The following is a 16,080-nucleotide window of genomic DNA, read 5'->3' on the forward strand; positions in this document are numbered from 1 at the left end:
ATACTTGAAAAATTAATAGGAATCACCGCTCCTTTTCAAGCCATTCATTTGCCATATCTTTTGCAAAACGATCTTTAGATACTTGAACGACTTCTGTTAAAATGTCTATTCCATCTGAAAATTCCATAATTGCTTTTGCTGCCTCTGAACGAACAATATATTCTTTATCACATAGGAATTCCTTTAAAAGCTTTTTATACTGTTCTATTCTTTGTGCTCCGATTATTTTTGCAAGCATCATTTTCACTTGCCATCTTCTCATTAAAATAAATGGCTCTAATTCTTCTTCCTTTAGAGGCAAGCTTGTTTCAGCGTATGCTTTTAATGTCCGAATTTGAATTTCACTATCATCACTTTGAAGCATATGTTCTAAAAACAAGTGATACCAGAGCATTCTTTCACTTGCCACTGTATCAATTACAGCTAACTGATACTGCTTAGGAAGTTCATCAAATCTCTCAATGAATTTTGAAAATGTTTCTCTGTCCATTTTTCTGAAAATAGATCTTATATTAAAATTAGAAAGATTCGTTTTAGTATTTAATAATTTATGAACGAGATCTTCTTCCTGAAAGAGCGCAAACATTTTTAATAGCTGGCTTTCCTCTTCTTCTGTTAAACGTCTATCATTGTAATAATTTCTTAACGGTTCAATCATGAAATTGAGATTAAAGTCTTCTATTTGATAAAGAGCATTCATCCGGACGCTCCATCTATTACTTTTCAAATCTTTCTTTATATATTCTTCAAAATGATCTGCTACATAATCTCTTAATCTCTTCTTTATGACTTCACCGTCCAGCACATTTGCATATTCACTTAATAACTCGATCACGGCGATATGTTCTTCTTTATTTGTTAAATGAGCTATTGGCTCTTTTTCTTCATTTTGCAAATAATGAAAGACATGTATTCGATAATTATTTTTATAATTTTCTACTTTCCTCTTAAATTGATTATTCATTGCTTTACGAATAATCAAATAAAGGAATACACTTATGAGTAAAAAAAGAAAGGAAGTAAATACTAAAAGCAAAAAGACAAAATTAAATGAAATCAACTTAGACCATCCTTTTAATTAAATGATTTAATCGGAACTCAAGCTCAAGCAGCTTAAATGGTTTTGTTATATAATCATCGGCACCGTATTGAAGCGCTCTTAATATGTCTTGTTCACTGTTTCGGGACGTAAGCATCATAATTGTAAATCTTTCTTTATTCGGCAGCTTTCGGATCTTTTGCAGTACTTCCAATCCATCCATTCTTGGCATAATACCATCTAAAATAATAAGATATGGCTCATTATTCAAATGCCATTTCGCATCGAAAAATTCCATTCCATCTTTAAAAGACTGAATATCAATTTCGTACTTTCCTTTATAGCTGCCTTTACTTATTAAATCTACGAGCATCGTACGAATAATCGGATCATCGTCAATAATGCCAATATGGAGTTTCTTCTTTGAAACTTCTACTTGATTTCCGACAGCGAGGCGAACCTGATTTTTTCCATTATTTTTAGCCTCATATAAAGCACCGTCAACTTTTTCAATATTCTCCTGTAAATCCGGCTCTCCAATAGTAACTTCATGAACTCCTGCGGAAAAAGCACAAGAAAATTGTTTATCCTCATATGTGAATACAACTGCTGAGTAACTTTGCAAAATTCTCTCTATAATATTTTTGGCATTCTCCCGGTCCGTTTCAGGCAGCAGAATGAGTATTTCCTCTCCGCCATACCGAATAATAACATCACTCATTCTCAATCCGTTTCTTAATTCGTCAGCAAGCTGTGTCAGTACTTTATCACCTGTAATATGTCCATACGTATCATTTACCTTCTTAAAATTATCAAGATCAATCATAACCATGCTGAAACATTCGTTTCTCCGTTCCAGATTACTGAAAAGACGTTCATACGACTGCTTTAAATATTTGCGATTATATACTCTCGTCAGTTCATCAATTAAGATTAATTCATCAATGGATTGCTTCCTTTCTAATTGTCTTTGGATTCTAACAATAAATTCATCCATTTCGAGCGGTTTTCTTATAAAATCATCGGCACCAAGCTGATAGCTAAGCATCCTTGTTTTTTTCGTATCATCGATGCTAATCATAATTGTAGGAATAAACCTTTGTTTCATTTTTTCTTTTAAAATTTGCAGTACATCAAAACCATTATGTTTTTTCATATGAATATCGATAATGACACAATCAGGATCTAAATCATAATAGGAAGCTATTGCACGTTCTGAATCAGCTATTGCCATGACGACCCAGTCTTCTTTCTCAAGCTCATCCTTTAAATACATAAGAAGGGTAGTGTCATCATCGATTAATAAAATGAGCTTCTTTTCGTTATACCCTGTCTCCACTTTTTCAACATCTTCAATTGTTTGAAATTCCTCATAGTAAAAAGTCGAAATAAGGGGCATTAAAAATAATTGTAATTCTTCATTTCCCCATACTTTAGTATCTTTTTCATCTAATTGATCCATTAATTCTCTAGCTGCTTCTCCGCCTTTTGTAAAGCCAATAGTTGAAGCAGTTCCTGCAATCGAATGTAAGAACCGATATAAATCCCCATGGCTAATTTCTGTTTGCTTATTCAGCCAAATCTCAAGCTGACCACGAACATTTTTAACGAGTTTTTGTAAATATTTATTCATCATAATCTCCCTTGTAATTAAACTTCATCTCTTCTCATTTTAAATGTAAAATATTAGTTTTGCATCCTTTACCTTTGTTATATTAATAAATCAAATAGGTATATGGACCTATTTGTTATTTTGATTTCCATTGATTATACAATGGATAATGAAGGAATACTATTACATATGTAAATTCTGTTATTGCAAATATCGATCAAATATTTAATTTATTATTCTAAGGGACTGAAGAAAATACTGAAATCAAATAAGCTTTATATACGCTGGATGAAAAGTCCATTATATATCCGTATTATGTTTGTCGTACTCTTCATTATTATTTTTTTTGGATGGATCGTAGCGGTCATTGAACCTAAAGAATTTCCGACAGCTTTCGACGGAGTCTGGTGGGCGCTCGTTACGATCTCAACTGTTGGATTTGGTGATTTTGCTCCGGAAACAGTAGCCGGAAAGTTAATTGGTATGGTGTTAATTTTCACTGGGGCAAGTTTTATTACTGCTTTCTTCGCTACTTCATCAGCCGCAGCTATTAAAAAACAATATTCTTATGCAGAAGGTAATGTTGCTTTTAAGGAAAAACAGCATGTTATTATTATTGGATGGAATGAAAAAGCAAGTGAAATTATTCAATCGGTACGTCAGATAGAACCGTTCAAGAAAATTGTTCTCATCGACAACACATTAGAAGAAGCACCGTTAATTGAAAATGTTCATTTCATTCGTGGTAATCCTATTAATGACCAAACATTGCTTAGAGCCAATTTAACGGAAGCTGATGCGGCTATTATTACAGCTGACCAGCATAAAAATGAGCTTGAAGCAGATATGCAGTCTATTCTTATTTTACTGGCATTAAAGGGTTTAAACAAAGAGCTGTATTCCGTCATTGAGATTCTTACGGAACATCAAGTGAATAATGCTGAACGGGCGGGTGCAGATGAAATCATTAAATCATATCAATTAACGAGTCATTTTATTATAAGCAGCTACTTAGCGAGGAATAAATTATCAAGTATTTATGCAGACTTAAATCCCGCATCCGGGAATCTCTTTCAACTTCTAAATGTACCTGTACAATTAATAGGAGTGACATTTAAAAAAGCAAGCCATGAACTATTAGAAAAAGAAACAATTTTAATTGGAATAAAAAGGGGAGAGAAAACGATCATGAATCCGCCGCTCTCCATGATAATCGAAACAGACGATCTGTTAATTATTTTTGCTCATTAATTAAAAGTGTTTCCAGTTCTTTCACAAGCCTTTTACCATTATCAATATACTTTTCTGGAAATGTTGCATCCTTATCCTGTGGTTCTTGGAATTGATTAAATGCAGAACTGAAATTTCCAACATGAACATCATCATCTAAGCCAATTTGATATTTATGTGAAAGCAGGAAAGGACGTTTAAATTTCACAGTCACATTATCAGCATCTAATTGACCGTTCACAGCTTCAAATGGCAGACGCAAAAACTGGTAGCCGACCTCATCGTCCATTTTATAATCAAATGAGCCGCTTTCGTAATCCCAATTACCGCCAATGACATACCCGAGCGGCTTCATTTTTTGTTCCAGAAAAAATAAGTCAAATAATTGATCTTCAAGCTTTGATGGAATTTCAATCATAATAGAAAACCTCCTTTTTAATGATAGGTTTTCCTAATGAATGAAAAAAATGTGAGTATGTCCCAAAAGGGTAAAAAGCAACCCTTTTGGGACATACTGCTGAAAGGCCCTGTCATGTAAATCCAATAAAATCAAGGATTTAGTGACAGGGCCTTTCAGCTTTTAAAACTTATTAGGGACTTATCGAACAGCCCCACATTTCCATTACTTTTGCAGTCTCTTTTCAAGTTCTGCCTTCTTCTCTTCATATCCAGGTTTTCCAAGCAGGGCAAACATATTAACTTTATATGCTTCTACCCCTGGCTGATCAAATGGATTAACACCGAGTAAATAACCGCTCATTGCACAAGCTTTTTCAAAGAAATATGCTAAATAACCAAATGTATATGCATCCATCTTAGGGATTGTAATAACTAAGTTTGGAACACCGCCATCAGTATGAGCAAGCATTGTACCTTGGAATGCTTTTTTATTCACAAAATCAACTGTTTTACCTTCTAAATAATTTAAGCCGTCTAAGTCACTTGCTTCTGCCTCAATTGTGAGCTCATGACGTGGTTTTTCCACATTAATGATCGTCTCAAATAAATCACGGCGACCTTCTTGAACATACTGTCCTAATGAATGAAGATCTGTTGAGAAATTCGCTGATGCCGGGAAAATACCTTTTTGGTCTTTTCCTTCACTTTCACCGAATAACTGCTTCCACCATTCGGAGAAATATTGAAGACCCGGCTCATAATTAACGAGCATTTCAATTGTTTTCCCTTTATTGTAAAGAAGATTTCTAACAGCTGCATATTGATATGCAGCATTTTCTTCTAATTCCGAGTTAGAAAATTCTTTGCCTGCATCTTGGGCACCTTTCATCACCGCTTCAATATCTACTCCAGAAACAGCAATCGGAAGTAAACCAACAGCTGTTAAAACAGAGTAACGCCCGCCGACATCATCCGGAATGATGAATGATTCATATCCTTCTTCATTTGCTAATGTTTTAAGCGCACCTTTTGCTTTATCTGTTGTTGCATAAATACGGCCTTTTGCCTCTTCTTTTCCATATTTCTCTTCTAATTTTTTACGGAATAAGCGAAATGCAAGTGCCGGCTCTGTTGTCGTACCGGATTTCGAAATAACATTAATAGAAAAATCTTTTCCCTCAAGGAGGTCAATTACATCATTCATGTATGTTGAACTAATATTATTACCGACAAAAATAATTTGTGGAGTTTTACGTTGATCTTTATGTAAGGCATTATAGAAAGAATGGTTTAACATTTCAATTGCAGCTTTTGCACCTAAGTATGAACCGCCGATCCCAATAACAAGAAGAACATCAGAATCATTTTTGATTTTTTCCGCACTTTGTTGAATTCTTCCAAATTCCTCTTTATTATAGTCTAATGGTAAATCGACCCACCCTAAATACTCGCTGCCAGCACCTGTCTTTTCATGAATCGTATGATGTGCTACTTTTACAAAGTCTTGCAAATATGTAAGTTCATGTTCATTAAAAAAAGATAAGGCACTAGAATAATCGAAACGAACATATGTCATAAACGTCTTCCTCCAAAGTAAAATATTGTTATAACTACCACTATCACTTTATCTAAATTAACGCGTTAAATCAAGGAAATAACTGCAATATGCGCTAGTTCGACAAAAATAGAACTGACTCGACGAAGAGCCAGTCCCATTATTATAAAGATGCATGCAAAATTGCAAGAACATCTTCTTTGTTCAGCTTTTTGAAATTTCCGAACTCCCCATTAGTCATTGCCTTATCAGCAATTAATTCAAGCTTCTCATCGCCGATATTGTAATCATTTAAGCTGTTCGGAGCATCAATACTGTTCCAAAAAGAACGCAAGCGCTCAATCCCTTCCAAGGCAACTTCTCTATCTTCCTTTCCCTCTTCTTTCACATTAAAAACATTCACTGCCAGCTGTTTAAATCTGGATATATTTTCACCAAGTGTATGCTTCATCCAATTTGGGAATAGGATTGCAAGACCGCCTGCATGTGGAATATCATAAACAGCTGATACTGCATGTTCAATATTATGTGATGCCCAATCACCGCGTGCACCTACCTGTAATGAGCCGTTTAAGGCAATTGTTCCGCAATAAAGAATAGTTTCTCTTAGCTCGTAGCTCTTTAAATCTTCAAGTAATCGAGGTGCAGTTTCAATAACTGTTTTTAAAACTGACTCACATAATCTGTCCTGCAGCGGGGTGTTTGTCGTATGATGAAAATATTGTTCAAACACATGTGACATCATATCAACGATCCCGTAAATTGTTTGATCCTTCGGTACCGTAAATGTATGAACCGGATCTAAAATTGAAAACTTTGGGAAAACAAAAGGACTTCCCCAACTGAATTTTTCATTCGTTTCCCAATTCGTAATAACAGATCCCGCGTTCATTTCTGACCCTGTTGCTGCTAATGTAAGAACAGTACCAAACGGCAATGCAGCTGATGGAATATGTTTTCTCGTTACGATATCCCATGGATCCCCTTCATATTTTGCACCAGCAGCAATTAATTTCGTACAATCAATAACACTTCCGCCGCCCACAGCGAGAAGAAAATCAATTTCTTCATTTTTACAAATTTCAATGCCTCTTTTCGCAGTTGAAAGTCTTGGATTCGGCTCCACTCCGGAAAGCTCATATATTGCGCAGTTAATTGCTTTTAATTCACTTATCACTTTATCATAAAGCCCATTATGTTTAATACTGCCTCCACCATAGACGAGCAATACTTTCTGTCCATAGATAGGTACCTCACTCTTTAATTGCTCCACCTGATCTTTTCCAAAAATCAACTTAGTTGGATTAAAATATGTAAAGTTATCCATTTTGTATCGCCTCCCTCCTTAGATTATGTACATTCCAAATTTTTTTGTACAGAAAATTGCTTTAATATTTTCCATTATATATTTTTAAAAATATATATTGAGATGTATACTTTTTTCATTTTTTCGGAAATCTAACGATGTAGTTAACATATTTGAGGAGGTTTTATCAATGACTACAATTCAGCGAATTGCACTAGTTTTAACAATTATCGGAGCTATTAACTGGGGCTTAATCGGTTTCTTTCAATTTGATTTAGTAGCATCAATATTCGGTGGACAAGATTCTGCACTTTCCCGTATTATATACGGTTTAGTTGGAATTGCTGGTTTAATTAATTTAGGGCTTCTATTTAAACGTTCAGAAGAAGTCGCCCGCGAACCTAGACCAGAAGTTCGTTAATTATCAGGGGATATCTCGTAATAGAGATGTCCCCCTTTTCTTTTCCATTTACTCTCATGTAAGATAATTAAAAAGGAGAGAAGGAGAAGAACAGATGAAAATTTTATACATAGAAGACGATACGGAAATTGGGGAATGGGTAAAGAAGGATCTTATAGCAAGGGGATTTGAAGTTGACTGGCTAACTTCCGGACTGGAACTGCCAAAGCTCGATCAAATCGACTTACTCATTTTAGATGTCATGCTGCCTGGTTTGGACGGCTTTTCACTAGGAAAGAGAATTAAGAAAACCCATCCATCTATTCCTATTATAATGTTATCAGCAAGAACAGCGATTGATGATAAGCTCGAAGGACTGGAGTTTGCTGATGACTATATGACAAAGCCTTTTCATCCTGAAGAACTGGCAAAAAGAATTGAAATTTTATTAAGAAGATATAATAAAACTTCTTCCGTTATCAATTTAAATCATTTAAAGATCGATTTTACGAAAAAGACAATTATAAATAATGAGACAGATGAAGAAATAATACTTACTGGAAAACAGTATCAAATTTTCACATACTTTCTACGACATTTAAATCAAATTTTAACGAAGGAGCAATTATTTGAAGGGGTATGGGATGAGCCTTATATAGAGGGTGATAAAACGTTAATGGTCCATATTCGCTATTTGAGAGAGAAATTAGAAAAAGATCCTTCCAAACCGGAAATCATTGAAACGATCCGCGGCATTGGCTACCGGGTGAAATTATGAAGTGGAGAAATTCATTAGTTGTTAAATATTTAATTATTATATTTTTTGCTTTTACATTTATCCCAATTATTATTCCAACTGCCAGTTTAATCATTTTACTTCCTACTACTGTTTTCCATAATGAAAAAGACAGCCCATATGAAAGCTTAACAGATTTTAAAGTAATGTGGCATAAAGAAGCAAAAAAATTAGGAAATAAATCAGATGAAGCTATAAAGGAGCATTTAGAATTTCTTCATAACAAATATCCGGAATCACAAATATTTTGGGTTGATAAAACCGGAAAAACCCGTGATAAGTTCTCCTATAATGGAAAACTTCCCGAGAGCTGGACACCTTCTTATACGGTCCAGTTTATGAAAGATCATACCGACGCAGATCCTTATACTGTCGTTGCTTTTCTTAACGGTGATTCTTCTGATGGTTTTATCGTTATTAAAGTGGATCGGGAGCATTTTTTATTACCTATTGAGCAATTAGGTCCTTATTACGATTATATCCTTTTATCTCTCCTTCTATTAATTTTAATTGTATTTACTTTACTTTCCTGGCGTTTCTTTAAAGATATTAGGAAAAGACTGCTTCATCTAACAGCTGCAATGCAAGTGAAAAATGAAGACGGGATCCCTTCTCAAATTACCGTTTCTAAACTAGATGAAATTGGGAAGCTCGAAAAAAGCTTCAATCAAATGATTTTGGAGCTGGAACAAAGCCAAAAACGTGAAAGAGATGCAGAGACGCTTAGAAAAAACTTAATTGCAAATTTATCACATGATCTAAGAACACCGCTCACTACTATCCGTGCCCAGCTATCAAATGTAAAAGAAGAAGTAAGAACAGCAAAAGGGTTAGAATCACTAGTATTAATCGATCAAAAAATTGATTTTCTTAGTAACTTAATCGATAACTTATTATCCTATACACTTTTATCCGCAAAGAAATATCCTTATCATCCTGAGAAAATAGAGATAAATAGACTCATTCGGAAGATAACCGCCCAGTGGTATCCTTTATTCGAACAGAATGAATTTGAAGTAAGTATTCAAGCAGAGAATGAACCTGTCTATTGGCTTGCTGATAGTCAATGGATGGAGAGAATTTTTGAGAATTTACTACAAAATGTTATACGCCATGCTTCAGCCGGTAAATATATTGGGGTTTATATTCAAAAAACAGGAAAGATGGAACAAATTATTATTGAAGACAGAGGAAAAGGGTTCGGCAGGGAAAATAATAAAGATGGAGCCGGAATTGGTCTATCCATTGTTGATATGATGATAAAAGATATGGGACTTATATGGACAATTGATACAAGCGAAAATGGAACAAAAATTATGCTGATGAACAAATTAGATAATGAAATTAAAACATGAGACTGTGTAAAAAAGAAGAAAAACAACTCTTTTTACACAGCCTTCTGAAAGGCCCCGTTATAAGAATCCAGTAAAATCTATGGATTTCATGGCTGGGTCTTTCAGCTTTTATAACTTATTAGAGACTTATCAAACAGTCCTATGTTTTTAATTTTAAACAAATTTTAAACTGCATCAGCCTTCATTTTAACCTTTACAATCTATTCTTAAATAGAGGTGATCAAATTGAAGGAAATGATGATTGAAACAACTAATTTAACAAAAAAATTTAAAGGAAAAACAGTTGTCGATAATATTAACCTATCGATTAAAAAAGGAGAAATTTATGGATTCCTCGGACCAAATGGTGCTGGAAAGACGACAACAATTAGAATGCTTCTCGGTCTGATGAAACCAACAAACGGAAAAATTGAGTTATTTGGGCAAGATGTGAAAAATAACCATATTGAGGCACTCCGAAAAATCGGCTCCTTAGTTGAGTCTCCTTCCTACTATGGACATTTAACAGCAAGAGAAAACTTAGAAGCATTACGAAAAATTTTACAAGTTCCAAAAAACAGAATTGATGAAGTTCTTTCTATCGTTCGATTAACAAATGATGCGAATCGCCCTGTGAAAGGATTTTCTCTTGGAATGAAGCAGAGGCTCGGTATTGCTGCTGCAATTTTAGGAAATCCTGAACTATTAATATTAGATGAGCCGACGAATGGTCTTGACCCGTCAGGAATCCACGAAATCCGTGATCTAATCAAAAATATGCCAAAACAATATGGAATAACAGTACTTATTTCAAGCCATTTATTAAGTGAGATCGATCAAATAGCAACGGAAGTCGGCATTATTACGAAAGGGAAAATAATTTATCAAGATTCCATTGAAAGATTACGGAACAAAGCTCGTCCAAAAATCGCAATAAAAGCATCCGAGATGGATAAAGCAAAAGCATTGTTACTTACAAAAGGAATCTTATTTGAAAAGCAGGAAAATCGTCTAATTAGTGAAAATGCAAACGACGAGATTGTGGCAAAATCTATTTCCATCTTGGCAAGCGCAAATATTTCTATCTATCGGGTAGAAGAAAAGCGAAAATCATTGGAAGAAATTTTCTTAGAATTAACAAATGGAGGAGGAATCGGACATGCTGGCGGTTCTGCAAGCTGATTTATTAAAAGTAAAACGGAAATGGTTTTGGCTGCTTGTCTTCCTCGGACCTTTCGGAGTTATTTCTCTTCAAATTGTAAACTATGGAGTAAGATATGATTATTTATTGAAACAGCAGCCTGATATATGGGCAGGAGTGATAGAAAATGTAAATATGTTTGTCTGCCCTGCGCTTCTGCTTGGAATTACAATTCTAGCATCACAAATCGCAACGATCGAACATCATCAAAGCTCTTGGAAACAGCTGCTCAGTTTACCAGTAAGCCGATTAACTGTTTTTTCATCTAAATTTATTACTTTACTGATCATGTTATTCGTCTCAAGCACCCTTCTTTTCATTGGTACAGTTCTTTTAGGAGTCGGCCTTAAATTCGGATGGACGTTTCCCGCTGTTGCCATCCTAAAAAATAGTTTCTTTCCCTTATTAGCCGCACTGCCTGTATTAGCAATTCAGACTTGGCTTTCCATTACATTTAAAAATCAGGCTGTTTCCTTAACAATCGGCATTTTAGGCACAATGGTTGGAATGACTGCTTATAATGCGCCGGACTGGTTTATATGGGGCTGGCCGCTTCTTTCGGAGAAGCACGAACCAATTTGGTTTGTTACTTTCGGAATAATTGTTGGCATGGCGATCGTTATATGCGGAATGATCGACTTTAATAAAAGGGATGTGAAATAATGTTTTGGCATGTCATACAATCAGACATACTTAAGATGAGAAAAACAAATATCTGGCTTTTATTATTTATTAGCCCTTCACTCGCATTTTTTACCGGATTAGTAACAGAAAAGGAACAGGGTATACCTAATGATTGGGTTTTCTATTTATTAATAATGACAATTGCACATTCCATATTGTTTTTGCCATTAATTATCGGTGTATTTACAAGCTTCGTCTGCCGCTATGAACATCAAAACGGTGGTTGGAAACAGTTGTTAAGCTTACCTGTTTCAAGAACTCATGTGTATTTGTCAAAGTTTCTAATCGTCACTTTCTTAATTACTATTAATCAGCTGTTATTTATCGTCAGCTTATTTATCATTAGTTTAATAAAAGGATTTGCTGGTCCCATACCAGTTGATATTATATTAAAAACTGCAATGGGCGGACTTATGGCTTCTCTTCCGCTTATCGCTTTCATGCTCTTAATATCAATGGCCTGGTCAAGCTTTGCAGCACCTTTAGCATTAAACGTTATTTTCACTTTACCTAATATAATGGTTGCTAATTCAGAGAAATATGCACCCTTCTATCCATGGGTACAACCATTTCTAACGATGATGCCTAAAGATGACGGACCTTGGGGTGGATTCTTCGTTTCTATAGAATCTATTATATTTCCAATTATCGGAGGATTTATCCTTTTCTTTATAAGTGGACTTCTGTACATAAAGAAAAAAGCTGTTTAAAAATCTGCATTTGTATTATATGTAAACATCTTGGTTTCATATTGCCTGATCAAGTAATTTCAACGTAGATATACAGATCCATACTTAAATTAAAACACCGCATGTCCTTAAAAAACATGCGGTGTAAAATAATCACTTTATCTGAAATTATTTTTTAATTTCTTCTTTTTTAGATTGCTCAATCCACTCTTCAAGCTTATCTTTTAATGTGTTGAATCCTTGTGGTGCTTCTGTTTCTGTTTTTACTGTCGCTTGACGTCTTTGTGGTTTTTTAGCTTCTCTTTTCTCTTCAGCAGGTGCTTCTTGTGTTGCACGGATAGATAAGCTGATTTTACCTGATTTTTCATCAACTGTAAGTACTTTTACTTGTACTTCATCACCAGTCTTTAAATGTTCGTTTACATCTTTAACGAAGCCATGAGTTACTTCTGAAATATGAACAAGCCCTTGAGTTTGATCATCTAGTGCAACGAATGCACCGTATGGCTGGATTCCTGTTACTTTTCCTGTATGAACGCTACCTACTTCATAATTTGTCGACATGAAAACACTCCTAATTTCTTATATTTATATTGTCTCTTTATACGCAATAAAAAATTATATCATAAGTTGGGGATTTTTTCAAAAAAACTTTTTATATAATGTTAATATAACCGAAAAAATGATTTCTATTTCTAAAAATCACTTCGCTTTAATCAGCTTAGAAACAATAATTTCATCCTTTACTAAATATGATAAAATTTTTTTTTAATTATTTTATGATGCTTTCTAACTACTAGAAACTATTCATATTCTTAAGCTTTAGTTCCCAGACCAAACCCTCTCTATTCACCCTCTGTCCTCTATTTCATAAATATAATAAGATAAAAAAGTAAAATGTTTCAAATGATGTATAAGAAAAGAAAAAAACGGGAATAACGATACTACAAAGATTTTCTAGTATTCCCCCTTTGTTTTTTGGACAAAACATTCGTTTTGTCCATTTTTTTATTTAATAAATAAAAACCTATCCGAATTGTTATTCGGATAGGTTTCTCTACTAGAATTTATCAACAAAGCGCTGCATTTTTTTCAAAGCTTCCTGAAGCTGTTCTAAAGATGATGCATAGGAACATCTTATATAGCCTTCTCCGCTCTCACCGAATACACTTCCAGGAACTACTGCAACTTTTTCTTCCAATAATAATTGTTCAGCAAATTGTTCCGAAGTTAAATTCGTTTTACGGATCGATGGAAATACATAAAATGCCCCACCAGGTGTGTGACATGTTAAGCCCATATCATTTAAAGCACTAACAACCAGATTACGTCTTTGTCGATAACTTTTTTTCATATGCGCTACATCATCAAAACCATTTTTTAATGCTTCAATCGCTGCATATTGTGCCATCGTTGGTGCACAAAGCATAGAGTATTGATGAATTTTTAACATTGCTTGTAAAAATTCCTCATTTGCTGCAACATAACCAAGACGCCAGCCTGTCATCGCAAATGCTTTTGAAAATCCTGAAATTAAAATTGTTCGATCAGTCATTCCTTCTATAGATGCAAAACTTGTATACTCTTCATCATATGTAAGTTCTGAATAAATTTCATCGGAAATAACTAATAAATCATGTTTCTCAATAATTACTGCAAGACGCTCTAACTCTTCTTTTCTTAGTACAGTCCCAGTTGGATTGCTCGGTGAACAAATAATGATTGCTTTTGTTTTATCTGTAATTGCAGCTTCTAAAGCTTCCGGCTGTAATTTAAATTCTTCTTCACCTTTCGTCCGCACCATAACTGGAACACCGCCCGCTAAATCAACGAGCGCTGCATATGAAACGAAGCTAGGATCGATAATAAGAACTTCATCGCCAGGATTGATAATTGCTCTTAATGCAATATCTAAAGCTTGGCTAGCACCAACAGTTACTAATAATTGTGATTTAGGGTTATAGTATTTATTTGTAATTTTTTGTAAATAATAACTGATTTCTTCTCTTAATTCTATTAATCCCGCATTGCCAGTATACGATGTATAACCTTGCTCAAGGGATTGAATACATGCTTCCCTTACATTCCATGACGTTACAAAATCAGGCTCACCAACACCTAAAGAAATGACACCCTCCATCCCAGCCGCAAGATCAAAAAATTTGCGAATTCCAGAAGGCTTTAAATTTTTTGCTGTATTTGAAAGATAATGTGAATGTTCGATCATGGAGACACCACTATCCGCTTATCGTCATCATCTTGTTCAAAGATTGTGCCGTCATGTTTATATTTCTTTAAGATAAAATGTGTTGTCGTTGATAAAACAGAATCTAACGCGGAAAGTTTTTCGGATACAAATTGAGCAATTGCAGACATCGATCTTCCTTCAATAACGACGGAAAGGTCATATGCACCAGACATTAAATAAACAGATTTTACTTCATTAAATCTATAGATTCTACTTGCAACATCATCAAAACCAACACCGCGCTTCGGTGCGACTTTAACGTCAATCATTGCTGTTACACCTTCATTACTGTCAACTTTACTCCAATTTATCGTTGTTACATAATCGACAATAATTCGTTGGTCTTCTAAATTTTGAATAATGGATTTTACTTCTTGTTCAGATAAATCAACCATTTTCGCAATGTTCTCAGGAGACAAACGACTATTCATTTCTAATAGCTCAAGAATTTCAATTTCCTTTTCGTTTAGCTTCATATTACCCCTCCTAAGTACTAAAATTCATTATTAATTATACCATTCATTTTCGCCATAAGTTTGCCACAGTTGCAAAATCAAAACCATTTGTTGAATATTTTACATGGTGTTATTCGAGAAAATGTGGTAAAACTATAAAAAATCTTTCGTAACACCTTATTTTATCACATATATAGATTTTTTTCATAAAAAAACTTGGAGTGAAATGCAATGGAGAAGAGTATAGTTATTCATAACAAAATGAATATTCTCGGTGTAAACATACATTATGAAATTTACGGAACCGATATGAATAAGCCAACGCTCGTTCTTGTTCACGGTTTCCTATCCTCTACCTTTTGTTACCGACGAATAATTCCACTTTTACAATCTGAATTTCGCATTATCGCAATCGACCTCCCGCCTTTTGGAAAAACAGAAAAATCAACACGCTTTGTACATTCTTTAAATAATATGGCAAAAGTTGTCATTGAACTACTTGAAAAACTTCAAATTAAAAATGCCATTTTAGTTGGGCATTCAATGGGAGGACAAGTATCGCTTAATGCAGTGAACCAAAAGCCTGAAATGTTTAAAAAAGTCGTGCTTCTTTGTAGTTCCAGCTATATGAAACGTTTACATCCAACTTTAATTTGCGGGTCATATATCCCTTATTTTTATTTATGTATTAAACATTGGCTGGCTAGACAAGGTATTCTTAAAAATCTCTATAATGTTGTACATGACAGAACACTAATTGATCAGGAAATGATGGAAGGCTATCTGGAACCTTTCCATGACGATCAAATTTTTCGGGCATTAACGAGAATGATCCGTGATCATGAAGGAGACCTTCCTTCTGAAACTTTAAATAAAATTGAGACACCAAGTTTGTTAATTTGGGGAGAAGAAGATAAAGTTGTACCAATTCATATCGGAGAGAAATTAAGTAAGGATCTTCCAAATTCAAACTTTATTTCCTTCAAAAAGACAGGTCATTTAGTACCAGAGGAAATACCTGAACATGTAACAGATAAAATTATGAATTTCTGTCTCAGCTAAGTAAATTGAAAGCCACAATAAAAAAGAGGATGTCCCAAAAGGGTAAAAAGAAACCCTTTTGGGACATCCT

16 protein-coding genes are annotated in these 16,080 nt (G+C 34.4%); 8 read left to right on the forward strand and 8 right to left on the reverse strand.

What is annotated here, in order from left to right; all coding sequences use genetic code 11:
• Positions 1-22 precede the first annotated feature (22 nt).
• Both BFA01S_RS11985 and BFA01S_RS11990 read right to left on the reverse strand, forming a co-directional pair.
• A complete protein-coding gene (locus BFA01S_RS11985; RefSeq protein WP_066230458.1) occupies positions 23-1,060 on the reverse strand; it encodes a HEAT repeat domain-containing protein in 1,038 nt (345 codons plus the stop codon).
• A gap of 1 nt (position 1,061) precedes the next feature.
• Positions 1,062-2,672 (reverse strand): diguanylate cyclase, encoded by a 1,611-nt coding sequence (locus BFA01S_RS11990; RefSeq protein WP_235843017.1) that lies wholly within the window; start codon positions 2,670-2,672, stop codon positions 1,062-1,064.
• Between the two features lie 267 nt (positions 2,673-2,939).
• Between BFA01S_RS11990 and BFA01S_RS11995 the strand changes: the two genes are divergently transcribed.
• Positions 2,940-3,902 carry a potassium channel family protein gene (locus BFA01S_RS11995; protein WP_156483636.1) on the forward strand — a complete coding sequence of 321 codons (963 nt, stop codon included), beginning with the start codon at positions 2,940-2,942 and terminating at the stop codon, positions 3,900-3,902.
• Here the strand turns inward: BFA01S_RS11995 and BFA01S_RS12000 are convergent.
• From BFA01S_RS12000 to BFA01S_RS12010, 3 genes are all read right to left on the reverse strand, one after another.
• Positions 3,886-4,299, reverse strand: coding sequence for a YugN-like family protein (locus BFA01S_RS12000; protein ID WP_066230466.1), 414 nt, complete (start codon positions 4,297-4,299; stop codon positions 3,886-3,888). The two genes, BFA01S_RS11995 and BFA01S_RS12000, sit on opposite strands and share 17 nt — an antisense overlap.
• Before the next feature lie 204 nt (positions 4,300-4,503).
• Positions 4,504-5,856, reverse strand: a complete 1,353-nt coding sequence (locus BFA01S_RS12005) for a glucose-6-phosphate isomerase (protein WP_066230469.1) — start codon at positions 5,854-5,856, stop codon at positions 4,504-4,506.
• Between the two features lie 142 nt (positions 5,857-5,998).
• Positions 5,999-7,162, reverse strand: coding sequence for an iron-containing alcohol dehydrogenase (locus BFA01S_RS12010; protein ID WP_066230471.1), 1,164 nt, complete (start codon positions 7,160-7,162; stop codon positions 5,999-6,001).
• A gap of 169 nt (positions 7,163-7,331) precedes the next feature.
• Here BFA01S_RS12010 and BFA01S_RS12015 point away from each other — a divergent pair, with 169 nt between their 5' ends.
• The 6 genes from BFA01S_RS12015 to BFA01S_RS12040 all read left to right on the forward strand — a co-directional run bounded on the left by BFA01S_RS12015 (position 7,332) and on the right by BFA01S_RS12040 (position 12,266).
• Positions 7,332-7,562, forward strand: a complete 231-nt coding sequence (locus tag BFA01S_RS12015) for a DUF378 domain-containing protein (RefSeq protein ID WP_066230476.1) — start codon at positions 7,332-7,334, stop codon at positions 7,560-7,562.
• A gap of 94 nt (positions 7,563-7,656) precedes the next feature.
• The gene (locus BFA01S_RS12020; RefSeq protein WP_066230478.1) at positions 7,657-8,319 is read left to right on the forward strand and encodes a response regulator transcription factor; all 663 of its coding nucleotides are present in this window, start codon (positions 7,657-7,659) and stop codon (positions 8,317-8,319) included.
• Positions 8,316-9,692 (forward strand): HAMP domain-containing sensor histidine kinase, encoded by a 1,377-nt coding sequence (locus tag BFA01S_RS12025; protein ID WP_066230481.1) that lies wholly within the window; start codon positions 8,316-8,318, stop codon positions 9,690-9,692. Before BFA01S_RS12020 ends, BFA01S_RS12025 begins: the two co-directional genes overlap by 4 nt.
• Before the next feature lie 225 nt (positions 9,693-9,917).
• Positions 9,918-10,853, forward strand: a complete 936-nt coding sequence (locus BFA01S_RS12030) for an ABC transporter ATP-binding protein (RefSeq protein WP_066230484.1) — start codon at positions 9,918-9,920, stop codon at positions 10,851-10,853.
• Complete coding sequence (locus tag BFA01S_RS12035; protein ID WP_066230488.1) at positions 10,831-11,535, forward strand: ABC transporter permease; 705 nt, start codon at positions 10,831-10,833, stop codon at positions 11,533-11,535. The genes BFA01S_RS12030 and BFA01S_RS12035 overlap by 23 nt, the downstream gene beginning before the upstream one ends.
• Positions 11,535-12,266 (forward strand): ABC transporter permease, encoded by a 732-nt coding sequence (locus BFA01S_RS12040; protein ID WP_066230490.1) that lies wholly within the window; start codon positions 11,535-11,537, stop codon positions 12,264-12,266. The genes BFA01S_RS12035 and BFA01S_RS12040 overlap by 1 nt, the downstream gene beginning before the upstream one ends.
• Positions 12,267-12,413: 147 nt before the next feature.
• On the opposite strand, the gene yugI is transcribed toward BFA01S_RS12040, so the two are convergent.
• The 3 genes from yugI to BFA01S_RS12055 form a co-directional block, all read right to left on the reverse strand.
• A complete protein-coding gene (yugI, locus tag BFA01S_RS12045) occupies positions 12,414-12,809 on the reverse strand; it encodes a S1 domain-containing post-transcriptional regulator GSP13 (protein ID WP_066230493.1) in 396 nt (131 codons plus the stop codon).
• Between the two features lie 496 nt (positions 12,810-13,305).
• Positions 13,306-14,472, reverse strand: a complete 1,167-nt coding sequence (locus BFA01S_RS12050; RefSeq protein ID WP_066230498.1) for an aminotransferase — start codon at positions 14,470-14,472, stop codon at positions 13,306-13,308.
• Positions 14,469-14,969 carry an Lrp/AsnC family transcriptional regulator gene (locus BFA01S_RS12055; protein ID WP_066230501.1) on the reverse strand — a complete coding sequence of 167 codons (501 nt, stop codon included), beginning with the start codon at positions 14,967-14,969 and terminating at the stop codon, positions 14,469-14,471. The genes BFA01S_RS12050 and BFA01S_RS12055 overlap by 4 nt, the downstream gene beginning before the upstream one ends.
• 210 nt (positions 14,970-15,179) lie before the next feature.
• On the opposite strand from BFA01S_RS12055, the gene BFA01S_RS12060 reads away from it, so the two are divergent.
• Complete coding sequence (locus tag BFA01S_RS12060; RefSeq protein ID WP_066230504.1) at positions 15,180-16,010, forward strand: alpha/beta fold hydrolase; 831 nt, start codon at positions 15,180-15,182, stop codon at positions 16,008-16,010.
• Positions 16,011-16,080: the final 70 nt, after the last annotated feature.

Origin of the sequence: Metabacillus fastidiosus NBRC 101226 (assembly GCF_001591625.1) — a bacterium.
Lineage (GTDB): Bacteria > Bacillota > Bacilli > Bacillales > Bacillaceae > Metabacillus > Metabacillus fastidiosus.